At 73.4% G+C, this 25,282-nt stretch carries 26 protein-coding genes; 10 read left to right on the plus strand and 16 right to left on the minus strand.

Annotated elements, in window-relative coordinates; translation table 11 throughout:
• The 4 genes from AC0AIB_RS21305 to thrS form a co-directional block, all read right to left on the minus strand.
• On the minus strand, window positions 1-1,036 hold a 1,036-nt coding region (locus AC0AIB_RS21305), incomplete at its 3' end, for an aldo/keto reductase (RefSeq protein ID WP_465097336.1).
• A gap of 180 nt (window positions 1,037-1,216) precedes the next feature.
• On the minus strand, window positions 1,217-1,882 hold the full coding sequence (locus AC0AIB_RS21310; RefSeq protein ID WP_465097337.1) for a CG0192-related protein: 666 nt from the start codon (window positions 1,880-1,882) through the stop codon (window positions 1,217-1,219).
• A 9-nt stretch (window positions 1,883-1,891) separates the two neighbouring features.
• Complete coding sequence (locus AC0AIB_RS21315) at window positions 1,892-2,494, minus strand: HIT family protein (RefSeq protein WP_442930774.1); 603 nt, start codon at window positions 2,492-2,494, stop codon at window positions 1,892-1,894.
• Between the two features lie 69 nt (window positions 2,495-2,563).
• Window positions 2,564-4,567, minus strand: coding sequence for a threonine--tRNA ligase (thrS, locus tag AC0AIB_RS21320; RefSeq protein WP_328348547.1), 2,004 nt, complete (start codon window positions 4,565-4,567; stop codon window positions 2,564-2,566).
• Between the two features lie 209 nt (window positions 4,568-4,776).
• Between thrS and AC0AIB_RS21325 the strand changes: the two genes are divergently transcribed.
• The gene (locus AC0AIB_RS21325) at window positions 4,777-5,760 is read left to right on the plus strand and encodes a DUF1775 domain-containing protein (protein ID WP_328348548.1); all 984 of its coding nucleotides are present in this window, start codon (window positions 4,777-4,779) and stop codon (window positions 5,758-5,760) included.
• 65 nt (window positions 5,761-5,825) lie between these two features.
• Here the strand turns inward: AC0AIB_RS21325 and AC0AIB_RS21330 are convergent, their stop codons facing one another.
• Window positions 5,826-6,746, minus strand: a complete 921-nt coding sequence (locus AC0AIB_RS21330; protein ID WP_465097338.1) for an ADP-ribosylglycohydrolase family protein — start codon at window positions 6,744-6,746, stop codon at window positions 5,826-5,828.
• 73 nt (window positions 6,747-6,819) lie between these two features.
• On the opposite strand from AC0AIB_RS21330, the gene AC0AIB_RS21335 reads away from it, so the two are divergent.
• Both AC0AIB_RS21335 and AC0AIB_RS21340 read left to right on the plus strand, forming a co-directional pair.
• The gene (locus AC0AIB_RS21335) at window positions 6,820-7,509 is read left to right on the plus strand and encodes a response regulator transcription factor (protein WP_328348550.1); all 690 of its coding nucleotides are present in this window, start codon (window positions 6,820-6,822) and stop codon (window positions 7,507-7,509) included.
• Between the two features lie 29 nt (window positions 7,510-7,538).
• Window positions 7,539-8,942, plus strand: coding sequence for a HAMP domain-containing sensor histidine kinase (locus AC0AIB_RS21340; protein ID WP_328348551.1), 1,404 nt, complete (start codon window positions 7,539-7,541; stop codon window positions 8,940-8,942).
• A 308-nt stretch (window positions 8,943-9,250) separates the two neighbouring features.
• Here AC0AIB_RS21340 and AC0AIB_RS21345 read toward each other — a convergent pair whose 3' ends face one another.
• Window positions 9,251-10,270 carry an adenosine deaminase gene (locus AC0AIB_RS21345; RefSeq protein ID WP_328348552.1) on the minus strand — a complete coding sequence of 340 codons (1,020 nt, stop codon included), beginning with the start codon at window positions 10,268-10,270 and terminating at the stop codon, window positions 9,251-9,253.
• On the minus strand, window positions 10,267-11,061 hold the full coding sequence (locus tag AC0AIB_RS21350; protein WP_328348553.1) for a trans-aconitate 2-methyltransferase: 795 nt from the start codon (window positions 11,059-11,061) through the stop codon (window positions 10,267-10,269). Before AC0AIB_RS21350 ends, AC0AIB_RS21345 begins: the two co-directional genes overlap by 4 nt.
• An 85-nt stretch (window positions 11,062-11,146) precedes the next feature.
• Between AC0AIB_RS21350 and AC0AIB_RS21355 the strand changes: the two genes are divergently transcribed.
• Together AC0AIB_RS21355 and AC0AIB_RS21360 are read left to right on the plus strand one after the other, a co-directional pair.
• Entirely contained in the window at window positions 11,147-12,130 is a 984-nt protein-coding gene (locus AC0AIB_RS21355) for an aldo/keto reductase (protein ID WP_328348554.1), read from the plus strand.
• A gap of 88 nt (window positions 12,131-12,218) precedes the next feature.
• The gene (locus AC0AIB_RS21360; protein WP_328348555.1) at window positions 12,219-12,413 is read left to right on the plus strand and encodes a hypothetical protein; all 195 of its coding nucleotides are present in this window, start codon (window positions 12,219-12,221) and stop codon (window positions 12,411-12,413) included.
• 190 nt (window positions 12,414-12,603) lie between these two features.
• Here AC0AIB_RS21360 and AC0AIB_RS21365 read toward each other — a convergent pair whose 3' ends face one another.
• From AC0AIB_RS21365 to AC0AIB_RS21395, 7 genes are all read right to left on the minus strand, one after another.
• Entirely contained in the window at window positions 12,604-12,807 is a 204-nt protein-coding gene (locus AC0AIB_RS21365; RefSeq protein WP_067306996.1) for a cold-shock protein, read from the minus strand.
• A gap of 336 nt (window positions 12,808-13,143) precedes the next feature.
• Window positions 13,144-13,416, minus strand: a complete 273-nt coding sequence (locus AC0AIB_RS21370; RefSeq protein WP_282342645.1) for a DUF4235 domain-containing protein — start codon at window positions 13,414-13,416, stop codon at window positions 13,144-13,146.
• Window positions 13,413-13,778 carry a DUF3618 domain-containing protein gene (locus tag AC0AIB_RS21375; RefSeq protein WP_328348556.1) on the minus strand — a complete coding sequence of 122 codons (366 nt, stop codon included), beginning with the start codon at window positions 13,776-13,778 and terminating at the stop codon, window positions 13,413-13,415. Before AC0AIB_RS21375 ends, AC0AIB_RS21370 begins: the two co-directional genes overlap by 4 nt.
• Window positions 13,775-14,209, minus strand: a complete 435-nt coding sequence (locus AC0AIB_RS21380; protein WP_328348557.1) for a phage holin family protein — start codon at window positions 14,207-14,209, stop codon at window positions 13,775-13,777. Before AC0AIB_RS21380 ends, AC0AIB_RS21375 begins: the two co-directional genes overlap by 4 nt.
• 254 nt (window positions 14,210-14,463) lie before the next feature.
• Window positions 14,464-15,699, minus strand: coding sequence for a mechanosensitive ion channel family protein (locus AC0AIB_RS21385; protein ID WP_465097339.1), 1,236 nt, complete (start codon window positions 15,697-15,699; stop codon window positions 14,464-14,466).
• A 79-nt stretch (window positions 15,700-15,778) separates the two neighbouring features.
• Complete coding sequence (locus AC0AIB_RS21390) at window positions 15,779-16,600, minus strand: DUF1206 domain-containing protein (protein WP_328348559.1); 822 nt, start codon at window positions 16,598-16,600, stop codon at window positions 15,779-15,781.
• Between the two features lie 63 nt (window positions 16,601-16,663).
• Window positions 16,664-17,026: a hypothetical protein gene (locus AC0AIB_RS21395; protein WP_067306974.1), complete on the minus strand. Its 363-nt coding sequence runs from the start codon at window positions 17,024-17,026 to the stop codon at window positions 16,664-16,666.
• A gap of 83 nt (window positions 17,027-17,109) precedes the next feature.
• On the opposite strand from AC0AIB_RS21395, the gene AC0AIB_RS21400 reads away from it, so the two are divergent.
• The gene (locus AC0AIB_RS21400; RefSeq protein WP_328348560.1) at window positions 17,110-18,336 is read left to right on the plus strand and encodes a cysteine desulfurase-like protein; all 1,227 of its coding nucleotides are present in this window, start codon (window positions 17,110-17,112) and stop codon (window positions 18,334-18,336) included.
• Window positions 18,337-18,363: 27 nt separating this feature from the next.
• Here the strand turns inward: AC0AIB_RS21400 and AC0AIB_RS21405 are convergent, their stop codons facing one another.
• The gene (locus tag AC0AIB_RS21405; RefSeq protein WP_328348561.1) at window positions 18,364-19,851 is read right to left on the minus strand and encodes a glycoside hydrolase family 3 protein; all 1,488 of its coding nucleotides are present in this window, start codon (window positions 19,849-19,851) and stop codon (window positions 18,364-18,366) included.
• A 139-nt stretch (window positions 19,852-19,990) separates the two neighbouring features.
• Between AC0AIB_RS21405 and AC0AIB_RS21410 the strand changes: the two genes are divergently transcribed.
• The 4 genes from AC0AIB_RS21410 (at window position 19,991) to AC0AIB_RS21425 (ending at window position 24,099) form a co-directional block, all read left to right on the plus strand.
• Complete coding sequence (locus AC0AIB_RS21410; RefSeq protein ID WP_465097340.1) at window positions 19,991-20,116, plus strand: hypothetical protein; 126 nt, start codon at window positions 19,991-19,993, stop codon at window positions 20,114-20,116.
• Window positions 20,117-20,246: 130 nt separating this feature from the next.
• Window positions 20,247-21,878 (plus strand): RecQ family ATP-dependent DNA helicase, encoded by a 1,632-nt coding sequence (locus tag AC0AIB_RS21415; protein WP_465097341.1) that lies wholly within the window; start codon window positions 20,247-20,249, stop codon window positions 21,876-21,878.
• Between the two features lie 62 nt (window positions 21,879-21,940).
• Window positions 21,941-22,444 (plus strand): hypothetical protein, encoded by a 504-nt coding sequence (locus tag AC0AIB_RS21420; protein WP_328348564.1) that lies wholly within the window; start codon window positions 21,941-21,943, stop codon window positions 22,442-22,444.
• A 623-nt stretch (window positions 22,445-23,067) separates the two neighbouring features.
• Complete coding sequence (locus AC0AIB_RS21425) at window positions 23,068-24,099, plus strand: AraC-like ligand-binding domain-containing protein (RefSeq protein ID WP_328348565.1); 1,032 nt, start codon at window positions 23,068-23,070, stop codon at window positions 24,097-24,099.
• A gap of 198 nt (window positions 24,100-24,297) precedes the next feature.
• On the opposite strand, the gene AC0AIB_RS21430 is transcribed toward AC0AIB_RS21425, so the two are convergent.
• The gene (locus AC0AIB_RS21430) at window positions 24,298-25,281 is read right to left on the minus strand and encodes a DNA topoisomerase IB (RefSeq protein ID WP_328348566.1); all 984 of its coding nucleotides are present in this window, start codon (window positions 25,279-25,281) and stop codon (window positions 24,298-24,300) included.
• Between the last annotated feature and the right edge of the window lies 1 nt (window position 25,282).

Below are 25,282 nucleotides of genomic sequence, written 5' to 3' on the forward strand. Positions count from 1 at the left end.
GGGGGAGGGGCCAGTACGGTCGGTCGGCGTCTCGGAGGGCGGCTGTGCGGAGGGCGGCGAGCTGCCTCTCCACCTCGGCGAAGTGGTCCGGGGTGAGCGGGCCGAGGCGCAGCGCGGCGGCGTTCTCCTCGACCTGGGCGACGGTGCGGCAGCCGGGAATCGGCACCGTCCGGTCGCTGCGCGCCCAGATCCAGCCGAGCGCGCCCTGTGCCAGGGTCCGCCCGTCGGCGGTGAGCGCGCCCCGCACCGCGGTGACCCGACGCAGCCACTCCGGTGCCGGCCGACCGCTGCGGAACCACTCCAGCCAGCCCGGGGCCATCCCCCGTACGTCGTCGCGGGGCAGCGTCGAGCCGGTGGTGTACTTGCCGGTGAGCAGCCCCATCCCGAGCGGGCCCCGGTTGACGCTGGCCAGGTCGTGCTTGTCGCAGGTGGCCAGCATCACCGGGGCGTCCCGCAGCACCGACAGGCTGTGCTGGATCGCGGTGGCGTGCGGGGCCACCTGGGCGAACCCGGCGGCCCGGTCGGCCCGGTCGGTGCTCCAGCCGTACGACCGGACCAGGCCGTCGGCGACCAGTTCCTCACAGGTGCCGACCAGGGCCTCCACCCGGGGCAGCGGCAGGTCGCCGAGGTGCAGTTGGTAGAGGTCGATCCGGTCGGTGTCCAGGCGGCGCAGCGAGTCGACCACCGCCCGCCGCAGATGGTCCGGGGAGGCATCCTCGCCGGTGGCCTGCCGGGACCGCTCGTCGAACGTGTATCCCCACTTGGTGGCGATCACCGCCTCGTCCCGACGGCCCGCCAACGCCCGCCCGAGGATCCGCTCACCGTGCCCCGCGCCGTACGTGTCGGCGGTGTCGAAGAGGGTGATCCCGAGGTCGAGCGCCCGCCGTACGGCGCGCACCGATTCCTCGTCGTCGACCGCGCCCCAGCCCAGCGGTTGGTGTCCCTCGGCCCAGGGGCCACCGATCGCCCAGCATCCCATGCCGAGGGCGCTGACCTCGATGCCGCTGCGACCCAACATCCGTGTCGTCACTGCCATCGCCGCATCGTGTCACCTTCGGGGCGCGCGGGGGGACGAAGCTGACGCATCGTGCCCGATCGACCACAAGCGACACCGGCGCGGCCGTTCCCGGACACCGCCGGCGCCCTCGTCACCAACAGCGCCCGCACCGGATCGACCCCACGCGGCACCGGCGGCCGACAGGCCCGGCCGCCGAGGTCAGCGCGGCAGCAGACGCGCCAGCGGCAGCGGTGTCGGCTGCCCCGGCCAGGCCCCGGTCAAGGTGGCGGCGGTCGACCCGTCACCGGGCAGCCCGTCGGGAGTCCCGTCGCCGCCCTGGTCACCGCCGGGCAGCCGGCGCGCGACGACCAGGTCGACGGTGTCGGTGACGATGCGGACCGGATCGCCGTCGACCACCTGGCGTACGCCGCCCACCACCGGGACGGCGACGCTACCGTGGACGGCCACCGCCATGGACGGCTCGCGGACCTCCCGTACGCCGTCGGTCTCGAAGTGTTCCTCGGCCTGCCCGGTGCCGGTCACGATCGCGGCGGCCAGCGCGGCGGCGTACACCGGGTCGCCGCAGGCGTCGTAGACCCAGCGGGGGCCGAGCACCGAGTGCCGGGTGGTGCCGATCAGCAACTCGTCGGCACCGGCCAGCGGCGCGCCCCGGTAGGTCAGCGGGACCTGGTACACCGGCCCGGCACCGACCCGGACCAGCATCGTCTCGATGCCCACCGCGCCGGCGGGGTCGTCGAACCGGTAGGCCGCCACCCGTGCCGGCTCGCTGTCGACCGGTCCCGCGTACCACCGCCGGCCGGGCAGCCAGGCGGTCAGGAGTTCGAGTTTGGTGGGGCGGATCTCCGCCCGGTGCAGCAGCGCCATGATCACATCCTAGGAACCGGCCGGTCCGGACGGCCAGGCGCGGGCGAGCAGCGCACGGGTGTCGGAGAGCAGTTGCGGCAGCACCTTCGTCCGGCCGATCACCGGCATGAAGTTGACGTCCCCACCCCACCGGGGCACCACGTGCTGGTGCAGGTGGGCGGCGATGCCGGCACCGGCCACCCCGCCCTGGTTCATCCCCAGGTTGAACCCGTGCGCGCTGCTGACCTGTCGGACCACCCGCATCGCGGTCTGGGTGAACACCGCCAACTCCGCCGTCTCGGCCGGGTCGAGGTCGGTGTAGTCGGCCACGTGCCGGTAGGGGCAGACCAGCAGGTGCCCGGGATTGTACGGGTAGAGGTTGAGCACCACGAATACGTGCGCGCCCCGGGCGACCACCAGGCTCCGGTCAGCCGGCAGCCCGGGGGCCAGGCAGAACGGACAGCCGGCGGGCTTCTCGTAGCCGCCCTCGGGCCGGTCCTCCCCGGAGATGTAGGTCATCCGGTGTGGGGTCCAGAGCCGGTCCAGCCCGTCCGCCAGACCCTCGTCCGCCGGGCCTTCGTCCGCCGGGCTGTGGTCCGTGTCGCCGTCGAGGTGCCGCTCCGCCCCAGTCACACCGTCGATCCTACGATCCCCCGCGCGAACCGCCACCGGCCCGCCGGTGCGGGCCGGTGGCGACCGGGGTCAACTCCCGGCGGACGGCCCCGAGTTGGTACGCGAGGAGACCACCTCGAGCACGTGGCCGACCGCCTCGGCGACCGGCACCCCGTTGCGCTGGGAACCGTCGCGGTAGCGGAACGACACGGTGCCGGCGGCCACGTCGTCGTCACCGGCGATCACCATGAACGGGATCTTCTGCTGCTGCGCGGTGCGGATCTTCTTCTGCATCCGGTCGTCACCGGCGTCGACCTGGGCCCGGATGCCCTCGGCGCGCAGCGCCGCGACGAACCCGTGCAGGTAGTCGGTGTGGTCCTCGCGGATCGGGATGCCGACCACCTGCACCGGTGCCAGCCAGGCCGGGAAGGCCCCGGCGTAGTGCTCGGTGAGCACCCCGAAGAACCGCTCGATCGAGCCGAAGAGCGCCCGGTGGATCATCACCGGCCGCTGCCGGCTGCCGTCGGCCGCCTGGTATTCCAGGCCGAACCGCTCGGGCAGGTTGAAGTCGACCTGGATGGTGGACATCTGCCAGGTCCGGCCGATGGCGTCCTTGGCCTGTACGGAGATCTTCGGCCCGTAGAACGCCGCGCCACCCGGGTCGGGCACCAGGGTCAGGCCCGACTCCTGCGCGGCCGAGCGCAGCGCCTCGGTGGCCCGCTCCCAGTTCTCGTCGGTGCCGACCGACTTGTCCGGGTTTCGGGTGGACAACTCCAGATAGAAGTCGTCCAGGCCGTAGTCGCGCAGCAGTTCCAGGACGAAGGCGAGCAGCGACTTCAGCTCGCCGGCCATCTGCTCCTCGGTGCAGAAGATGTGCGCGTCGTCCTGGGTCATGCCGCGAACCCTGGTCAGGCCGTGCACCACACCGGACTTCTCGTACCGGTAGACCGTGCCGAACTCGAACATCCGCAGCGGCAGCTCCCGGTAGGAGCGGCCCCGGGACCGGAAGATCAGGTCGTGCATCGGGCAGTTCATCGGCTTGAGGTAGTAGTTCGCCCCCTCCACCTCCATGGGGGGGAACATCCCGTCGGCGTACCAGTCGAGATGCCCGGAGACCTCGTACAGGTGGCCCTTGGTGATGTGCGGGGTGTTGACGAACGCGTAGCCGGCCTGCTCGTGCTTGATCCGGGAGTAGTTCTCCATCTCCCGGCGGATGATGCCGCCCTTGGGGTGGAAGACCGCCAGGCCGGAACCCAGTTCGTCGGGGAAGCTGAACAGGTCGAGGTCGACGCCGAGCTTGCGGTGGTCGCGCCGGGCGGCCTCCTCCAGCAGCTTCAGGTACGCCTTCAGCTCGTCCCGGGTCGGCCAGGCGGTGCCGTAGACCCGCTGGAGCTGGGGGTTCTTCTCCGAGCCCCGCCAGTACGCGGCGGCCGAGCGCATCAGCTTGAACGCGCCGATCAACCTGGTGTTCGGCAGGTGCGGGCCCCGGCACAGGTCCGACCAGCAGACCTTGTCCTCGCCGGCGGCGAGGTTGTCGTAGATGGTCAGCTCGCCGCCGCCGACCTCCATCACCTCGCTGGTGTCCAGCCCCTCGCCCTTGACGTCGATGAGCTCCAGCTTGAACGGCTCGGCGGCCAGCTCGGCCTTCGCCTCGTCCAGGCTGGCGAAGCGGCGGCGGCGGAACCGCTGCCCGGACTTGACGATCTCCTGCATCCGCTTCTCGAGCTTGGCCAGGTCGTCCGGCTGGAACGGCTTGTCGACGGCGAAGTCGTAGTAGAAGCCGTTCTCGATCGGCGGGCCGATGCCCAGCTTGGCCTCGGGGAAGACGTCCTGCACGGCCTGGGCTAGCACGTGGGCGGTGGAGTGCCGCAGCACGTCGAGCCCGTCCGGCGAGTCGAGGCTGACCGGCTCGACGGTGGTCTCCTCGGCCGGGGCCCAGTCCAGGTCACGCAGCTGGCCCTGCGGGTCGCGGACCACCACGACCGCCTTCGGGCCGGCGGCGGGCAGCCCGGCCGCGGCCACCGCGTCGGCCGCCGTCGTCCCGGCGGCGACGACGACGGGGTCGGCCACGACGGGGGTACGGGGTGCGGACACGGTGACTCCTCAACGGCAGACGGCACGGATGGGCCGGGTGTTCCGGCTCCTTCGATGCTATCGGGCGCCCGGTTCCGCCCGGTCGCCGGGAAAGGAAGCCCTCGTCGTGTCGTCGGCGGCCCGCGGGTTGAACCTTTTCGGCCCGCCGTCCGAACTACCAGGTGTGGCCGGAGCCGGTGTCGGCCACGGCGAGACGGATGGGGGCGGAAATGGCGACGACCCGCGATGGTGCCCGGCGGGGCCGGACCGTACTGGTGCTGGCGGCTGCGGTGGCCGCGGTGTTCGGTGCGCCGGTCGCGGCGTCGGCCGACGGGGTGACGTCCAGCCCGGGCCAGGCGGTGCAGGGCGACGCGGTGGAGCTGACGTTCGTGGTGCCCGAGGAGCGGCCCGGCACCCGCACCGAGAAGATCGAGTTCAGGCTCCCGCCGGACGCCCCGATCGGCGAGGTCTACCCGCTGTCGGTGGACGGCTGGGCGCCCCTGATCACCTCCCGCGACCTGGAAGCGCCGGTGGCCGGGATCCACGCCCCCTCGGTCAGCACGGTGACCTCCGCGGTGGTCTGGACCCGGGGGGCCGGGCCGGCGGTGCCGGGGCCGGCCCGGCTCTCGGTGGCCATGGGTCCGCTGCCGCAGCTCGACCGGATGACCTTCGAGGTGGTGCAGACCTACTCGGACGGCACTGTGGTGCGCTGGGCCGACCCGGCCGGGGGCGGGCACCCCGCCCCGACGCTGGCGCTGGTGCCGCCGGCTCCCGGGGCGGCCACCGGGCACGGCCACGGCGGTGCCGCCGACGGGACGGATGCCGGGGCCGACCCGGCCGTCGGGGCCGAACCCACGGAGGACGGCGGGGACGGCGGGCCCAGCGCGGACCTGCTGCTCGGCGGCGGTCTGCTGGTCGGTCTGGGTGGCGGCGCGGCGATCGGCTGGGTGGCGAACCGCTCCCGCCGCCGGTCCGCGGCCGGCGACGCGGACGCGGCCGACGAGAACACCGGCAGGGACGACGACCCGACGCCCGCCACCGATTCCACCCCGGACGACCGGGCCTGGCGCTTCGACGGGCACTCCCCGACCGACCGGAACCCCGCCGCCCCGGGCACCACCGGGCAGACCGGAACCCCGACCGCCGCCGAGGCGGACGTCGACACGGCCCGTACCACCACCGCCGGCACCGAGGCGCGGGCCGACGCGCGCTGAGCCAGGCAGACGTCCGCGCGCTGAGCCAGGCAGGCGTCCGCGCGCTGAGCCAGGCAGACGTCCGGTCAGCCGAGCCAGGCTGGCAGCGCCTCCCGGGCGGCGAGCCAGTCGGTCGGCACCCCGCCGGGCGTGCCGACCCCGGTGTGACAGCCGACGATCCCGCCGACGATCGCGGCGGTGGTGTCGACGTCCCCGCCCGCCTCGACGCAGGCGCGGATGGCGGCCGGGTAGTCGGCCAGGTGGGTGGCGGCCACCCAGAGGGTGAAGGCGACGGTGTCCTGGGCGGTCACCCGGGAGCCGTTGCCCAGCACCGCGACGACCTCGGCGAGGGGGCGGCCGAGCAGGCCGATCGCCCGGCGTGTCCCCCGGTGCACCTGGCCGGCCGGGTCGATCGCGCCGGCGACGGTGGCGAGCAGCCGGGCCGCGTCGGGGCGGTCCCCGTCCAGCCGGGCCCGCGCGGCGAGCGAGGCGGCGACGGCCACCGCGCCCGCGCCCGCGATCCCCTCCGGGTGGGCGTGGGTGATCTCGGCGCTGGCGCGGGCCCGGGTCGCCGCGCGGGTGGTCGAGTCGGCGTACCAGGCCCCGAGCGGGGCGACCCGCATCGCCGCGCCGTTTCCGCAGGAGCCCTGCCCGTCGAAGGCCGAGGCGGCGGCCACCGGCCACGGGGTGCCGGTGCGGATCAACCGCAGGATCGTCACCGCACCCGGCCCGTAGCCCCGGTAGGGCTCGGCCCGGGTGGCGAACGCCAACGCCAGCCGGTCGGGGTCGACGTCGCCGTGGGCGGCCAGCTCGGCCAGCACCGAGCAGGCCATCTCGGTGTCGTCGGTCCACTGCCAGGGCGGCGTGGGTAGCCGCCCGGCCGCGAGGTCCTCGGGCCGCCGGCCCGGGACGAAGAACTGGGAACCGAGGGCGTCGCCGACGGACAGCCCGGCGAGGCTGTCCCGGGCCAATGCCAGCCGGGCGTCGGGGAAGAGGGTGAACGACATCGTCGTACCATTTTGCCCGGTTCGCGGATACGGCGCAACGGACCCGACTTGCCACGGGCAGTACGGTGCTGACGTGGCCACCGTGCTCCTGGTCGAAGACGACCACGTCGTCCGGGGCGCGATGCTGCGCTCGCTCAGTGAACGGGGGCACGCGGTGCACGCGGTCGGCACGGCGCTGGACGCGCTGCGCCGGGTCGCCGCCGAGACCCCCGATCTGGTCGTACTCGACCTGGGCCTGCCCGACCTGGACGGCTCGGACGCGCTGCGGATGCTCCGCGGCATCACCGACGTGCCCATCATCATCGCCACCGCCCGCGACGACGAGCAGTCGGTGGTCCGGCTGCTGCGCGCCGGTGCGGACGACTACATGGTCAAACCGTTCACCGGCGCCCACCTCGACGCCCGGATCACCACCGTGCTGCGCCGGGTCGGCCGGGCCAGCCGTACCGTGTCCCCGGCCGTGCACACGGTCAGCGGGCTGCGGGTGGACGTGGGCGAGCGCAGCGCGGTGCTCGACGGGGAGCCGCTGGCGCTCACCCGCAAGGAATTCGACCTGCTGGCCTACCTGGCCGCGCGACCTGGCCGGGTGGTGTCCCGGCGGGAACTCTTGGAGGAGGTATGGCGCCAGCCGTCGGTCGGCGAGGACCAGACCATCGACGTTCACCTGTACTGGCTGCGTCGAAAGATGGGCGAGTCCGCGGCGAAGCCGCGCTACCTGCGCACCGTGCGGGGGGTGGGGTTCCGGCTGGTGGCCCCCGACTGAGGCCGGCGCTGGCCGCCCTGACGGCCGGGATGTGCGCGCTGGTCGCGCTGGCGTTCCTGGTCCCGCTCGGGCTGAGCCTGCAGGGCGAGGTACGGGACGAGGCGCTGGCCGACGCGGCGCGCCGCGGGGCGATGGTCACCGGCGCGCTCGCGGTCAGCACCGAGCCGACGGCGGTCCGCCGGGCGGTCGAGGCCACCGGGGACGACCCGGCGACCCGACCGGTGGTGCATGGCCTGGCCGGCGAGCAGCCCGCCGGCCGGGCCTCGACCGCCGACCTGGAGCAGGCCCGGGGCGAGGCGCAGTCGCGGGTGGTCGACGTCGACGGCGGGTTGGTGCGGCTCGACCCGGTGGTGCTCGACGGCAGGGTCGCCGTGGTCGAGGTCTTCGTGCCCACCGCCGTCCTCGACGAGGGCGCGGGCGGCACCTGGTTGCTACTCGCCGGGGTGGCGGTGGCACTCGTCGGCGCGGCGGTGATCGTGGTGGACCGGGTCGCCGCACGGGCGGTCGACTCCACCCGGGGCCTGGTCCGGGCCGCGCTCGCCGTCGGCGACGGCGACCTGGGGGTACGCGTCGACCCGACCGGTCCACGCGAGCTGGCCGAGGCCGGGTACGCGTTCAACCGGATGGCCGACCGGCTGGTGGCCGCCCGTACCGACGAGCGGGAACTGGTGGCGGACCTGTCGCACCGGCTGCGTACCCCGCTGACGGTGCTGCGGCTGGACGCCGAGGGGCTGGACTCCGACGACACCAGCGTCGGCTCGTTCAGCCCGGCGGAGTTGGACCGGCGGCGGACGATCCGGCGCATCCGGCAGGCGATCGTCACCCTGGAGGGGGAGATCGACGTCCTCATCAAGACGACCCGCAAGGCGATCGCGCACGAGGCCGGGCCGGCCGAGTGTGACGTCAGCGAGGTGGTCCGGGACCGGATGGTGTTCTGGGCGGCGCTGGCCGGCGACCAGAACCGACCGCACCGGGTCAGCGGCGCCCAGTTGCGGATTCCGGTGCCGGTGCCCAGGGCCGAGCTGGCCGCCGCCCTGGACGCGGTGATCGGCAACGTCTTCCGCTACACCCCGCAGGGCACCGCGTTCGAGGTGGCCGTCTCCCGCCGGGACGGGTACGTGGCGATCCGGATCGACGACGCCGGGCCGGGCATCGCGAACCCGGACCGGGCGTTGCGGCGCGGGAGCAGCGACCAGGGCTCGACCGGGCTGGGGCTGGACATCGCCAGGCGGGTGGCGTTGCAGGCCAACGGTTCGGTGAGCCTGGACCGGGCCCGGCTGGGTGGGGCCAGCGTGGTGATGCTGCTGGCCGACCCGCAGGCGACCCCCCGTCAGGTCAACCGGTTCGGCCTGGTGGGCCGGATGGCGCGGGAGGCGCGGGAGCAGAAGAGCGGGGGCCGCCGCTGGCCCCGGCAACGCCCCACGGACGACTGACCGGTCGCCTCCGACAGTGCCGTGGCGGCGCTGACTGTGCTGCGGTGCAAGGTTTCCTTAGATCCGGATTAACGACGGCGACGCGGGGCGCGCGGGCTGACAGGATCGTGTCCGAACCCATCAGTTCCACCGGCCTGTCGCCCCTGACACCCACCGGCCGGTGGATCGGTACGCGCGGCGGGGGCACGGTCCCCCACACCAGTCCCCGCCGCGCGTACACCACTTCTTCCCGCTGTCACAGCCCGTTCCTGCTGTCACAGCCCCTTCCCGCTGTCACCGGCCGCCGACCCGGCCGACCCGGTCGCGGGTCAGCGGGTGGCCACGAGGGCGTCGATCTCGGCGGTGATCCGGGCCTTACCGGCCGGGTCGAGGAACGAGGCGGAGACCGCCTCCCGGGCCAGCGCGGCGAGCCCGTCGGGGCCGGCGTCGAGCAGCCGGGCGGCGACCGCGTACTCGTCGTTGAGGGTGGTGTTGAACATCGGCGGGTCGTCGGAGTTGATGGTGACCCGGACGCCCGCGTCGACCAGTTGCCGCAGCGGGTGCTCCTCGATCCGGGCGACCGCCCGGGTCCGCACGTTGGAGGTCGGGCAGACCTCCAACGGGATACGGTGCTCGGCCAGGTATCCGAGCAACGCCGGGTCCTGCGCGGCGGAGATGCCGTGGCCGATCCGTTCGGCGCCCAGCTCGCGCAGGGCGTCCCAGACGGTCTGCGGGCCGGTGGTCTCCCCGGCGTGCGGCACGGACCGCAGCCCGGCCGCCCGGGCCCGGTCGAAGTACGGCTTGAACTGCGGTCGGGGCACCCCGATCTCGGGCCCGCCGAGGCCGAAGCCGACCAGCCCGTCGGGGCGCTCGTCGAGGCTGATCCGCAGGGTCTCCTCGGCCGCCGGCAGCCCGGCCTCGCCGGGGATGTCGAAGCACCAGCGCAGCGCGATGCCGAAGTCGGCCTCGGCCCGTCGGCGGGCGTCCTCGATGGCCTCGCAGAACGCCGGCGCGGGGATGCCCCGGCGCACGTGCGAGTACGGGGTTACGGTCAGCTCGGCGTACCGGACCTGCTGCCGGGCCAGTTCCCGGGCCACCTCGTGGGTGAGCAGCCAGACGTCGTCGACGTCCCGGATCAGGTCGACGACGCTGAGGTAGACCTCGATGAAGTGGGCGAAGTCGCGGAACGCGAAGTAGTCCGCGAGCGCGTCCGGGTCCGCCGGCACGGGGCTGCGTCCCTCGTGCCGGGCGGCCAGTTCGGCGACGATCCGGGGGGACGCGGAGCCCACGTGGTGCACGTGCAGCTCCACCTTGGGCAGTTCGGCGATGAAGGTGGACAGGTCGGTCACTGCTTCTCCTCTGCACGGGCGCCGGTGCGGGCGACCACGAAGATCCGACGGAACGGGAAGTACACCTGACCCTGCCGTACCGGGTACACGTCGGCCAGCAGAATTCCCAGCGCGGCGCGGAAGTCGGCCAGGGCGGTGTCGTCCAGCACCGCCCGGACGGGGCGCAGGGCGGTGCCGTCCAGCCAGCTCAGCACGGGGTGCTCGGCGTCGGCGGGGGCGGGCAGCCGGTGCAGGTAGGTGGTTTCCCAGGCGTCGACGGCGCAACCGGCGGCGGTCAGCGCGGCGGCGTACCCGATCGGGTCGTCGACCGGGGTCTCGCGCAGCAGCGGCCGGACGGTGGCCGACCAGCGGCGGTCGGTGGCGACCTCGCGCAGCGCCCGGTGCGAGGGGCCGGTGAAGTTGCCGGGCACCTGGAACGCCAGCCACCCACCGGGCGGCAGTTCGCCGGCCCAGCGGCGCAGCAGGGCCGGGTGGTCGGGCACCCACTGGAGCACCGCGTTGGCGACCAGGACGTCCACGTCGGGGGTGGGGTGCCAGTCTGCGACGTCACCGACCGTGAAGTCGACAGGGGCGTCGAGCATTCGGGCCCGGTCGATCATCTCCGGGGAGGAGTCGAGGCCGGCGATCCGGGCGGCCGGCCAGCGGCGGGCGAGGGTCGCGGTCAGGGTGCCCGGTCCGCAGCCGAGGTCGACCACCGCCCGCGGTCGGTCGGCGTCGACCCGGGCGAGCAGGTCGTGGAAGGGTCGGGACCGTTCGTCGCCGTAGCGCAGGTAGCTGGTCGGATCCCACATCACGGCCTCCAAACCGTACGTACGTTTTGTGGTGACCCTACGACCCGCGCTGCGGCTCGGCAACCTGGTCACTAGGCTCGACCGCATGGAACAGCGCAGCTTCGACCGGCTCGGCCGGCAGGTGGGTGTGGTCGGTCTCGGTGCCTGGCAGCTCGGCGCGGACTGGGGACAGGTCAGCGAGGACGACGCCCTGGCCGTCCTCGCCGCCGCCGTGGACTCCGGGGTCACCTTCCTCGACACCGCCGACGTCTACGGCGACGGCCGCAGCGAGCAGTTGATCGGGCGGTTCCTGCGGGACAATCCCGGGCACGGGCTCACCGTCGCCACCAAGATGGGTCGCCGGGTCGAGCAGACGCCGCAGGCGTACACCCTGGACAACTTCCGGGCCTGGACCGACCGGTCCCGGGCCAACCTCGGCGTGGACACCCTCGACCTGGTGCAGCTGCACTGCCCGCCGAGCGAGGTCTTCGCCGACGACCGGGTCTTCGACGGCCTCGACACCCTGGTCGCCGAGAAGCGGACCGCCGGTTACGGGGTCAGCGTCGAGACCTGCGACCAGGCGCTCACCGCGATCGCCCGGCCGGGCGTGGCAAGCGTGCAGATCATCCTGAACGCGGTCCGGCTCAAGCCCCTCGACGAGGTGCTGCCGGCCGCCGCCGCGGCCGGGGTCGGGATCATCGCCCGGGTGCCGCTGGCCAGCGGCCTGCTCTCCGGCCGGTACGACGAGCACACCACCTTCGCCGCCGACGACCACCGCACCTACAACCGGCACGGGGAGAGCTTCGACGTCGGCGAGACCTTCTCCGGCGTCGACTTCGACCTCGGCCTGACCGTGGTCCGGCGGCTCGCCCCGCTGGTCGGCGACGGGCGCACGATGGCCCAGTTCGCCCTGCGGTGGATCGTCGACCAGCCCGGGGTGACCGTGGTCATCCCCGGTGCCCGCAGCCCGGAGCAGGCCCGGGGCAACGCCGCCGCAGCCGGCTCCCCGGCGCTGACGGCAGCCGAACTAGACACCGTCCGCTCGGTCTACGAAGAGCTGGTCCGGCCCCGGGTGCACGACCGGTGGTGAGCCACGCCGGCCGGGTCGTCGCCTCGGCGCGATCCGGCCCGCATCCTGGTGACCGGGCCGGATCGACCGGTCCACGGAAGGGGGACCGGTGAGAGGTTGGCTCACCCTCACCCTGGGCCTGCTGGCCGTGGTGGTCGGCGCCGTCTGGACGGTCCAGGGCCTCGGGTACGTCGGTGGCAGCGTGATGACCGACGAGCGGTTCTGGGCGTTCGTCGGGCCGCTGCTGGTGCTGGCCGGGCTGGTGCTGCTCTGGCGCGGCCTGCGCTCCCGCCGGCTGCCCTGATACCGCGCCGCGCCACCGGCCGAGGCGGCACAGCCGCGCTCCGGCAGCACAGCGCGCGGGAGACCGATCGCTCCGGCGGCACAGCGCGCGGGAGACCGATGCGGAAAGCCCCGCGTCCCTCGGGGACACGGGGCTTCTCGTCGATCCGGCTGGCCGGATCACCCGGGCCGGCAGCGCCGACCGGCTTGGCTCAGAGGGGGCGGACCTGCTCGGCCTGCGGACCCTTCTGACCCTGGGCGATCTCGAACTCCACCCGCTGGTTCTCCTCCAGCGAGCGGTAGCCGCTGGACTGGATGGCCGAGAAGTGGACGAACACGTCAGCACCCCCGCCGTCGACGGTGATGAAGCCGAAGCCCTTGTCAGCGTTGAACCACTTCACGGTTCCCTGCGCCATGTGTATCTCCTTCTAAAACTGGCGGCCGAGCATGCCGTGCGGCCGATTGGCCGTTTTCGAGCAGCGGAGCCTGAGGCGGCCTCCACAGTGGCAGGCTTCTCTCGACCCACGCCATCTCGCAACAGCGGGGATTAGCAAACCACGTACCCAAAAACTCTGCACAGCCTAATCGACGAAATTCTCCGACATGTGACCTGACGGATGCCCGACGCCCGCTTGCAGGGTCGCCGAAAACATGCGAAAGGCCCCCCGACCGTCGATACGTTCGGGGGGCCGACAGGCCGTCTGAGCCCAGTGTCGCGGCTGGTCGGCGGGCAGGTCGTGGTGACCGACCGGTCAGTCCGGCCAGCGCCCGGTCAACCGCCGCACGCCTACCGCACCGCCCCGGTCCACCGCCGCGCGGACGACCGAGAAGATCGCCCCCTGCAATGCCGCCGCCGCGAGAATCTCGCCCCAGCGACGATCCTCGTCGGTCGGGTCGGGCGCCTCACCGTCGCCGGCGGTCGCCTTCCAGACCTGCCGGAAGATCGCCCCCGCGAGCGTGCCCGCGGCCAGCCCCAGCAGCACCCCGACCGGCTTGTACGCGGTCCTGCCGATCCCCTTGCTCACCTACGCCTCCCCCGAACGATCAACAACACCACCACCACGGCGACCGCACCGGCCGCCACCGTCGCCCACGGCACCGGATTACGCCGGACCGCGACCCCCGTGTCGTACGCCTGCGCCCGCGCGATGTCGGCGCCCTGCGCCGCCTGGCCCCGTACCCGCGCCACGGTCAGCGCGGCCTGCTCACGCACCCGGTCCTTCGCCTGCTCCGCCGAGTCCTTCAACCGTGCCTTCACGTCGGCCTTGGCGGCCAGCATCTCCACGGTCTCGCCCAACTCCACCCGGGTCCGCCGGATCTCCTCGCGGAGCGCCTCGGTGTCACCGGTGCCGTTGCCCGCCCCGTTACTGCCTGTCGTGCCGGTCATGCCCGTCCCCTGTCCTTCACCGCGGCGGCGACGGTGTCCACGTCCGCGCGGACGCTGCGGACCGTCGCCTCCGGCATCGGGGGGACCGCCTGGCTGACCTGCTTCTTCCCGACCAGGGCGAGCACCCCGGCGATGAGGAAGAGCACCACCGCCACGATCAGCGCCGCCGCCCAGGCGGGCAGCACCAGGGCCAGCAGCAGGATCGCGGCGGCGACCAGCGCGCCGAGCCCGTACAGGGCCAGTGCCCCGCCCCCGCCGAAGAGGCCGATCCCGATCCCGGCGTGCTTGCCCTTCTGGGTCAGCTCCGCCCGGGCCAGGGCCAGCTCGTCCCGGACCAGTCGGGAAACCTGCTCCGTGGCCCGCTGCACCAGCTCGGCGGTGGACGGTTCGCTCCCGGTCCGGGACGTGTGGTGGTTCGCGACGTCAGCCATGCTGTCCTCCTTTCGTCATCACCGCGCTGTATGCCCGGAGCCGCCGTCCGTCAATCCTGCGCACGGTTACCAACCACATCTGACCCCAGGTCGGGCCGGAACGTCCGGCAAAACGCGGAAGCGGATCCGACGAAGCCCCACGACCCGGGGTCGCGAGGGCTTCGAGGTGGCTCACGCCGGGCAGCCGGCACCCGATACTCAACGCCGGGCGACAGCCGCCGGTGGCGCAGCGCCGGGCGACAGCTGCCGGTGGATCAGCGCCGGGCGTCCGCGTTCTGGTCGGCACCGACCAGGGCGTCGCCCCGGGCATCGGTGTCGGGGCCGACGAAGGCCTCGCTGCGGGCGTCGCCGTCGTCGCTGCCACCGAAGACCCGGGCGTCGTCGGGCACCTCGCCGTCCTGCCTGCGACGGGCCGGCCGGCGCGGCTGCACCCACTGCCAGGGCAGGCTGCCGGAGGAGTCACCCAACTCGGTACGGGTCCGGGGCAGCGCGGTGGGCCGGTGGTCGCGCACCCAGCCGACCAGGTGTTCGCGTACCAGGCAGCGCAGGTCCCACAGGCTGCCGGCGTCTGCGGCGCTGACCAGGGCCCGGACCTTGACCGCGCCACCGGTGGCGTCGGTGACCTGGAGCACGCAGACCCGGCCGTCCCACAGCTCGGTGCCCTCGACCAGCCGGCGCAGCTCCTCGCGCATCGACTGCACCGGGATCGACCAGTCGAGGTCGAACTCGGCCGTGCCGAGCACCGCCGCCTCGGTCCGGGTCCAGTTCTGGAACGGGGTGCTGGTGAAGTACGAGGTGGGCAGGATCAGCCGCCGGTCGTCCCAGATCTGGACCACCACGTAACTCAGCGTCAACTCCTCGATCCGGCCCCACTCCCCCTCGACCACGACCACGTCGTCGAGGCGGACCGCGTCGCTGAAGGCGAGCTGAAGACCGGCGATGACGTTGCCGAGCAGGCTCTGCGCGGCAAGCGCGGCGACCACACCGACCACCCCGGCACTGGTGAGCACGCCCGCGCCGATGCCGCGTACCGCCGGGAAGGTCATCAGCATCACGCCGACGGCGAGCACCACGATCACCACGATGGTCAGCCGGCGCAGCAGCACCACCTGGGTGCGTACCCGGCGGGCGTGCCGGTTGTCCGGCACGTCCACCCGCAGGAACCGGGCCAGCGCGGTGTCCTCCGCCACCACGAGCAGCGCGGCGACCAGCCAGGCCACCGCAGCGACCACGCCCAGTACCAGGATGTGCAGCATCGCCTGCCGCCACCCGGTGCCGATCGCGTAGCCGGTGGTCCAGCGGACCGCGAACTGCACGGCCACCACCGTGCCGGCGACCTGGAACGGCCGGTGCACGTGCGCGGTCAGCTCGGTCATCAGGTGGGACCGGCGGCCGAGCCGCCGGATCACCCGGTGCACCACCTCGACGAGCAGCAACGCGATCGCCGCCGCAGTGGCCGCGGCGGCGATCGTCTCCAGGTAGTTCCGCACGTGGTTGTCTCCTTCCGGCCGGGCGAGCCCGTTCGGGCAAAAGCCCAATGGTGCCCGGCGTTTCCGGTGTCGGCCAGGCTCAGATCTTCCGGAACCGGGACTGGAAGTAGCAGTAGACCCCGAACGCGGCGATACCGAGGGCCATCAGCGCCAGGATGAACGGGCCGTACGGCTGGTCCTGCAGGGTCCGCAGCGCGGCGTCCAGACCGCGTGCCTTCTCCGGGTCGTAGTTGATCGCGGCGACCACGACCAGCAGACCGGCGACGGCGAAGACCGCACCCCGGGCGATGTAGCCGGCCATGCCGAGCCGGCGGGTCAACTGCCGGGTCTTGGGGCTCATCTCGCCGGTCTTCAGGTTCCGCTCGAACTTCTTCTTGTAGCCGTAGATCATCATGCCGATGCCGACGGCGGCGAGCACCAGCCCGGCGAGCCCGACCAGCCAGCGACCGCCGCTGGAGGCCATCAGCTTCTCGCTGAACTGCTCCTGCTGGTCGGCGCTGTTGGAGCTGGCGTCCTGGACCACCTTGATCGCGGTCCAGGCGAGCCAGAGGAAGATGACGGTACGGACCACCGAGGCGATCCGCTCGAAGAGGCGTTCCCTGCCCTGCCTGGCGCGGTGGCCGACGGCCGCCTCCAGGGCCTGCCAGATGGCCATCGCGATCAGCCCGACGGCGATCGCGATCAGCAGGAACTTGCCCATCGGCTGGGCGCCCAGGGCGCGCAGCGCGCCGTTCTGGTTGCCCTCCTCGCCGGAGTTGGAGAAGGCGATCTGAAGGATGACCCAGGCGAAGAGCAGGTGCACGATCCCGTAGCCGATGAAACCGGCCCGGGCGAGGAGTTCCAGCCAGCGGCTGTCCGCGGTGCGGGCGGCGGTGGCTTCGGCGTTCCGGGTGAGTGGCATGGCGCCACAATCTCCGCTCGCGAAGCTTCTCAAACGTGGTCCGCCGCTGCTCCCGGGGGTTGGTCAGCTGCCGGCGTTGCGCGCCACCCGGATCTGCACCTGCTGGTCGGTGACGCTGTCCAGGGTGACCGCGAACCCCCCCACCTCGGCGGCCTGCTGGCCGATGGTGAGGGAGAGCTGCTCCCCGGCGACCTCGACGGTCACCTGGTCACCCTGCGCACCGATCAGCTTCGCCTCGACGCCGAGGATGGAGGCGCTGGCGTCGACGCCCCGGTCGAAGGTGACCGTGCAGGCGTCCAGCCCGCAGTCGGTGTCCGCGCCGTCCGAGCTGCATCCGGCAAGCACGGCCACGCCGAGCGCCAGGCCGGCCAGCAGGCCGGCGGTCCGACGGAGAGGGGTGGGGGCGGTGGCGCTTCGCTTCGTCACCCCACCAAGGGTACGAGACGCGGCCCACCGCGCCACCCGGGTGGATCTTCGACGGCCGGTGGCGGCGGGCTAGGGTCCGGGGCATGCCGTTCGACATCACCCGGGTCCGGGCCGCGTACCCCGCGCTCGCCGAGGGTTTCGCCCACTTCGACGGTGCCGGCGGCACCCAGACCCCGCAGTCGGTGATCGACGCGGTGGCCGACGCGATGCGGATCGCGGTGGGCAACCGCAGCACCGCCTCCGTGCCCGGCCGGCGCTCGCTGGAGCTGGTGGCGCAGGCCCGGAGCGCGGTGGCCGACCTGCTGGGCACCGCGCCGGACGGGGTGGTGCTGGGGCCGAGCGCGACCGCGCTGACGTACACCCTGGCCCGCACGCTCGGTGCCACCTGGCGTCCGGGCGACGAGGTGGTGGTCTCCCGGCTCGACCACGACGCCAACGTACGGCCCTGGGTGCAGGCGGCCGAGGCGGCGGGGGCCACCGTGCGCTGGGCCGAGTTCGACCCGACCACCGGGGAGTTACCCGCCGACCAGTACGCCGACCTGGTCGGTGACCGGACCCGGCTGGTGGCGGTGACGGCCGGCAGCAACGCGACAGGCACGATGCCGGACGTGGCGACGATCGCCGCGACCGCGCACACGGTCGACGCGTTGGTCTGCGTGGACGGGGTGCACTCGGTGCCGCACGGCCCGACCGACCTGGCCGCCTCGGGCGCGGACTTCCTGGTCACCAGCGCCTACAAGTGGTCCGGCCCGCACCTGGCGGCGATGGTGGCCGCCCCGGCCCGGTGGGCGGCGATGCACCCGGCCAAGCTGGTCCCCTCCTCCGACGCCGTACCCGACCGGTTCGAGGCCGGCACCCCGAGCTTCCCGCTGCTGGCCGGGGTGGCCGCCGCCGTCGACCACCTGGCCGGGCTGGACCCGAGCACCACCGGTGACCGCCGGTCCCGGGTCCGCGCCGGGCTGGCCGCCGCCCAGGCGTACGAGGAGACGGTCTTCGCCCGGCTGTGCGACGGGCTGGCCGCCAGGCCGGCGGTGACCGTCCTGCCGGCCGGCGCGCGTCGCTGCCCGACCGTGTCGTTCCGGCTGGCCGGGTGGACGCCGGCCGGGCTGGCCGCCGCACTCGGTGCCGCCGGGCTCTGCCTGTCCAGTGGTGACTACTACGCCTACGAGTACTTCCAGACGCTCGGGTGGCGCGGCAGTGGTGGTGCGGTCCGGGCGAGCGTCTACCACTACAACACCGTCGACGAGGTGGACCGGCTGCTGGCCGACCTGGACCGGCTGGCCGCCCGGCAGGAACAGCCGGTCGGCTGACCCACCGGTCCGGGCCGCCCCGGTGGGTCAGCGGGCTCCGGCGAGCAGTTCGGCGGCGGCGCGGGCGGCGGCCCGGGTCGCGCCGTGGGTGGCCAGGTGCAGCCGGCCGGTGACCAGCTCGGGCACGCCCAGCTCCACGACGACGGCGTCCGGCCGGGTGGCCAACGCCCGGTCGACGGCGGCCCGCATCCAGTCGTGCCGGTGCAGGTCCCGTACCACAAGCACCAGCGGCCGACCGGCGGCCCCGGTGGTCGGGTCGGCGGGCAGGTCGGCCTCGGTGAACCGCACGGTGCAGGTGCCGGGGAGCAGGTCGGCCAGGGGAGCGCCGAGGCCCCACGGGGTCTCCGCGCCGATGGCGATGTTGTGCGGTGGGGCGAACTCGACCACGTGCGCGGCACCGGTCAGCGGCAGCCGGCCGACCGGGTCGCCGCTGACCCGGACCGCCCGCCGGGCCGCGGTCAGGCCGACCGGTGAGCCGTCGACCGGGCGCAGGGCGCCGGCAGGGCGACCGACGCGGGCGGCGGTGCTCCACTCGGCGAGCTGACCGACCCGTTTCGCGGCCTCGGCGAGCCGCTCCTCGGGCAGCTCGCCAGCGAGCACCGCGGCCACGATGGCGTCGCGCAGGTAGCGGGCGGCGGCCTCGTCGGCGCGTTCCCCGCCGACGCAGATCGCGTCCGCCCCGGCGACGAGCGCCCGGACGGCGGCGCCGGCGAAGCCGTACCGGTCGGCGACGGCCCGCATCTCCACCGCGTCGGTGACCACCACACCGGAGAAGCCCAGCTCGTCGCGGAGCAGGTCGCCGAGGATGCGGCGGCTGAGGGTGGCCGGCAGGTCGGGGTCGAGGGCCGGGACCAGCAGGTGCCCGGTCATCACCGCCTGCACCCCGGCGGCGACGGCGGCCCGGAAGGGGACCAGCTCGCCGGCGTCGAGGCGGGCCCGGCTGGCCTCGATGCGGGGCAGGTCGTGGTGCGAGTCGACCCGGGTGTCGCCGTGGCCGGGGAAGTGCTTGGCGCAGGCGGCCACCCCGGCGGACTGGAGGCCGCGTACCCAGGCTGCGGTGTGCCGGGCGACCAGGTGCGGGTCGGCGCCGAACGAACGCACCCCGATCACCGGGTTGGCCGGGTTGATGTTGACGTCGGCGTCCGGCGCGTAGTTGAGGGTGACGCCGAGGGCGGCGAGTTCACGGCCGAGGTCGCGGGCGACCTCCTCGGTGAGCGCGGGGTCGTCGACCGCGCCGAGGGCGAGGTTGCCGGGGCGGGAGCTGCCCCGGCCGGATTCGATCCGGGTGACGTCGCCGGCCTCCTCGTCGATGGCCACCAGCACGTCGGGACGCTCGGCGCGCAGGGTCGCGGTGAGCGCGGCCACCTGCTCCGGGTCGACGACGTTACGGGCGAACAGCACCACCGCGCCGAGCCCGTCGGCCAGCCACCGGCAGACCCAGTCGGGCGGGGTGGTGCCGACGAAGCCGGGTTGCAGGACGGTGGCGGCCAGGCCCGCCAGGTTGCGCTCGTTCATCCGGCCCCGGTACCCCCGTCGCGTGCCGACGGCCCGGTGCCGTCGCGGTGCTGCCATGGTCACACCGGGCGAGGTAATAGTCAATAAACCTTACTGTTACTGCCTGGCGTCGGTCGGGGCCGCGTGCGACAGTGCGGGGATGGACCTGCCGCCACTCGCCGACGCCACCTCGCCGACCGACATTCCCGGCGTACGCCTGCTCGGCCTGGTGGTCGGCGGGTTGCTGCTGCTGGCCGCCATCCGGGCAATGTTCGGTCGCCGGTGACCCCCAGCTGATCATGACGGCACCCCGGGTGACCGCCGATCGACCTGCCCCGCACCGCCCACACCGGGCGACGCGCGGATCCCGTGGGAGCGGTTTCGGCCTCGATCCACTCGGGTATCTCCGGCCCTCGATGAAGCTGTCCATGCACTCGACGACGTTGCGCCGCGCGGCGCGCAGCCTTTTCGGCTGGACCGCGCTGCGGCCCAACCAGCTCGCCGCCATGCGCGCGGTGATGAAACGACGCGACGCCCTGGTGGTGCTCCCCACCGGAGCCGGCAAGTCGGCGATCTACCAGATCCCGGCGAGCCTGATCCCCGGGCCGACGGTGGTGATCTCACCCCTGCTCGCTCTTCAGCAGGACCAGATCGCCGCGCTCAACGAACGCCAACGCCCCGAGCTGCGCGCGGTACGGATCAGCTCGGACGAGAGCGCGGCCCAGCAGGCCGAGGCGATCACCGAGATCCGGCAGGGGCGGGCCGAGTTCCTCTTCATCACCCCGGAGGCGCTCAGCAACCCCGACCGGATGGCCGAGGTGAAATCGCTGGCACCGGCCCTGGTGGCGATCGACGAGGCGCACTGCATCTCGGCCTGGGGGCACGACTTCCGCCCCGACTACCTGGCGTTGGGCCACCTGATCGACGGTCTCGGCCGTCCGCCGGTGGTGGCGCTGACCGCCACCGCCTCCCCGCCGGTACGCGACGACATCATCGCGCGGCTGCGGCTGCGTGACCCCGAGGTGGTGGTCTCCGGGCTGGACCGGCCGAACCTCTTCATCGAGGTCGCCTACTGCCCGACCGACGACTACCGCTGGCGGCGGCTGACCGCGCTGCTGCGCGACGACGAGCGGCCCGGCATCATCTACGTGCCGACCCGACGGGCCGCCGAGGAGCTGGCCGACCGGCTGACCACCGCCGGTCTTCCCACCCAGTACTACCACGGGGGGATGCCCACCGCCGCCCGGCACGCACTACACGAGGCGTTCCTCGCCGACCAGGTGCCGATCATGGTGGCGACCTCGGCGTTCGGCATGGGTATCGACAAGCCGAACATCGCCTGGGTGGTGCACATGGCGCTGCCCGACTCGCCGGACAGCTACTTCCAGGAGATCGGCCGGGCCGGCCGCGACGGTGCACCGGCCCGGGTGCTGCTGCTGTGGCGGGCCGAGGACGTCGGGCTGCAACGCTACTTCTCCGGCGGGCTGCCGGACGAGACCGAGCTGCGGGACCTGGCCGCGTTGCTGCGTCGTCGGCCGACCACGAAGAAGGCCCTGCGCGAGGCGACCGGCCTCGGGCCCCGCAAGCTCGGCCAGTACCTGGCCCTGCTGGAGCAGATCGGCGCGGCCGAGCCCCGGGCCGGGCAGAAGATCGGCGCCCCGCGCTACTCCCCTACCCCGGCCGAGGCCGGCGCGGCGGCCCTGGCCGAGGCCGAACGGCAGCAGACGGTGACCCGCTCCCGTACCGACATGATGCGCGCGTTCGCCGAGACCACCGGGTGCCGGGGGCAGGTGCTGCTGGCGTACTTCGGTGAGCAGATGTCCCAGATCTGCGGGCACTGCGACAACTGCCACGCCGGCACCAGCGTCGCCGACAGCGGTGCGGTCGGCCCGTTCCCGGTGCACAGCCAGGTCCGGCACCCGGAGTGGGGTCCCGGACTGGTGCTCAACTACGAGGACGACCGGATGACGGTGCTCTTCGACGAGGTGGGCTACAAGACGCTCTCCGTGCGCGTGGTGTCCGAACAGGGTCTACTGACGCTGGACTAGCCTGACCCGGGCGACCGCCGGCGTGCGGTGCCTGCAGTGAAACAACCGAGAGGGGCTCAGTCGTGATCGAACAGCCGGCGTACACCGGGTTCGGGTTCTCCGACGAGGAGTGGGGGCTGTTGGTCGGCCTGCCGCAGTCGGTCCTGACCGCGGCGAGCGCCGCCGAGTCGGACGGTGCCCGGCGGACCCGCGCCGAGAACGCGGCCGGGCTGGAGACCATCGGCACCGGCCGGGAGTCGGCCAGTCCGCTGGTCGCCGCGGTCGCCGGGGAGATCGTGTCCCGGGTGGGCGACCCGGAGGCCGGCGAGGAGTTGCCGGTGATCTCACCGTCCGACCCGCAGGCGCTCATCGACGACGTGCTGGTCCGGGCCGGGCAGGCGTCCGCCCTGCTGACCGCCAAGGTCGACGAGGGTGAGGCCGGGGCGTACCGGCACTGGTTGGTGGAGATCGCCGAGCAGGTGGTCGGGGCGGCGTCCAGCGGAGGGCTGCTCGGCATCGGCGGCGACCAGGTCAGCGACTCGGAGCGGAAGTTCCGCGACCGCCTCTCCCACGTCCTCAACGACTGACGCCGAGCGTGGTGCGGGCCGGGTCGCCAGTGGGCGGCCCGGCCCGCCGCCGTGCCGCAGCGCCCACCCTCGGGTGGTCTCCACCACCTGACCCACCTGGCCGGCGTTTCCACCGGGTTCGAGGCGACGGCACCACCACCTGTGCGGGGTGCAACGGCGGCGGGCCTTGTCCGTCGACTGCAAGGTCATGCTCGAACGTGGTCGTAGTGGCCTCGCCATGCCCGAAGGCCCCTACAACCATGAAGTAGCACGAACCATGAAGAAGCACGATGTTGCGTGGCTGGCGACGGCACCGCAGAGGGGGCGGCCGCACCGTCGAGCCGGAACCGGCAGGCTGCCACAACAGACCGTCCACCTCCCACCTGACGGGTGACCCCCACCCATCCGGAGCCAGCACCGGGAAGCGATGAGCGGCGAGCCCGAATCCGCCGGTCAACTCAAGTTCGCCAATGTCGCCGTATCCCGTCGCGCCGAAGCAGCAGCGCGCCGTCCCGTTCCCGTTCCCGGTGCCGTTTCGATACCGCCATGTCGGTGAGAATTGTGAGTCACTGCCGGTTGGGAGCGGATCGGTGGCCCCTTCGTCCAGAATGGAGGGGTAGTGCCCGCCGACGGGGAGGCCGGACATGGTGCACCGCGCAATGATCGACACCGAACAACTGCCACCTGCGGAACGGTTCGGGATGTGGCTCGACCTGGTCGCCCGGACCGCCGCGCCGTTGCGGATCCGCTCCGCGCACCAGCACGACTTCCGGGCCCGGGCCGAGTTCGTCGAGCTGGGGCCGGTCCAGTTGGTGCGCTACCGCTACCCGTCGCTGGAGGCGGTCCGCACCGCGAAGCTGATCCGGCGTACCGAGGTGGACTTCCATATGCTCGCCCTCACCACCGAGGGCGCCGGCGTCGTCGGGCAGGACGGCCGGCAGAGCCGACTGGGTGCCGGGGAGTTCACCTTCTACGACGGCTCGCGCCCCCACGAGGTCAGCGGCTTCGGTGACGAGGGCGAGCAGCAGCACGCCGCCTCGGTGGTCGCCCTGATCCCTTACGGCGCGATGCCGCTGTCGCCGGAGCGGCTCACTCCGCTGCTGGCGGGCCGGATGTCGGCCACCGAGGGGCTGGGCGCGCTCGTCGCCCAGTACCTGACCCGGATCACCTCGTACCCGGAGCAGTACCGGCAGGCGGACGCCGAGCGACTCGGCGGGGTGGCGCTGGACCTGATCTCCACCATGCTCGGCCGGCATCTGGTCGCCGAGGACGACATGCCCCGCGAGGTACGCCGTCGGGCGCTCCTCGCCCAGGTGCAGAACCACATCCAGCGACACCTGGGTGACGCCGGCCTGACCCCCGGCTCGATCGCCGAGGCGCACCACATCTCGGTCCGGAGCCTGCACCGGCTCTTCGAACAGGAGCAGACCACTGTCGCCTCGTACGTCCGTGAGCTGCGGTTGGAGCGGTGCCGGCGGGACCTGGCCGATCCGGCGCTGGCACACCGGCCGGTCCAGGCCGTAGCCACCCGCTGGGGCTTCCGGGACAAGGCCCACTTCAGCCGGACCTTCCGGGCCGCCCACCGGCTGACACCGCAGGAATACCGGACGGTCCACCTTCAACAGGCACGGATCGTCAACAGCCCGGCGTCCGAAGTCAACTCAGGACGGACATAATGACAGTGGGCCGAGGGTCATCCGACCGTGCGGCCCAACGGTAACGGGGGACCGTGGCGTGGCGTCCGTGACCCAGCGTCATGGACGGCCCGCCCGGTGCCGCACCCACCGGGTCCGGGCCGACGCCACGCGACAAGCTCCCCGACCGGCCAGGCCCCGGCCCCGTCGCATTTCCCCCAGGATTCGCGGCGGGGCCGGTCAGGCCTCCTCCAGTAGCTCCAGCACCGACCGTTCGGCCTGTTCACGGGGGAAACCGGAGGTCACCGGCAGTACCACGCCGTCGTGGTACAGGTCGACCACCCGGGGGTCCACGTACGACGTCCGGGCCACCGTGGGCGTGTTGCCGAGCAGGTCGGCCACCGCCCGCATCACCCCGGCCACCGCCCGGCGACGGGCCGTCACGGAACGTTGCGCCCCGACGGTGGCCAGCTCGGTGGCCGCGCGTACGGTGGCATGCCAGGTACGGAAGTCCTTGGCGGTCATCTCACCGCCGCTGGCGTCCCGCAGGTAGCCGTTCACGTCGTCGCTGCGCACGTCCCGCCAGGCCCGGCCGTCCCAGTAGCCGAAGAGCCGTTCCTCGGCCCGCCGCCGTCGACGCAGGTTGGTCAGCACCCGGCACAGCTCCGGGTCCTCGATCCGGCGGACCTGTGCGATGCCGCCCTTGGCCGGGAACTCGAAGACCACGCAGCCGCCCCGGGACCGGGCGTGCTCCGGGCGCAGGGTGGAGACACCGAAGGTGGCGTCCTCGCCGACGGCGTACTGCTCGTTGCCGACCCGGAAGGTGCCCATGTCGAGCAGCCGGGCGACGGTGGCCAGCACCCGGTCCCGGTTCAGCCCCGGGCCGGCCAGGTCGTCGGTGATGCGCGCGCGCAGGGTCGGCAGCCGACGGGCCACCTCCAGCACGTGGTCGAACTTCGCCTCGTCCCGCCTGCGCCGCCACTCGGGGTGGTAGAGGTACTGCCTGCGGCCGGCCGCGTCGGTCCCGGTGGCCAGGATGTGCCCGTTGGGATACGGCGCGATCCAGACGTCGGACCAGGCGGGCGGGATCACCAGCTCACCCAGCCAGGCCAGCACGTCGGGATCCCGGACCGGCGCACCGTGCCGGTCCAGGAAGCTCCAGCCCTTGCCGCGCCGGCGACGCCCGTACCCCGCCCGACCCGGATCACTGCGCCGCAGTCGCACC

It is taken from the genome of Micromonospora sp. DSM 43699 (assembly GCF_055517075.1).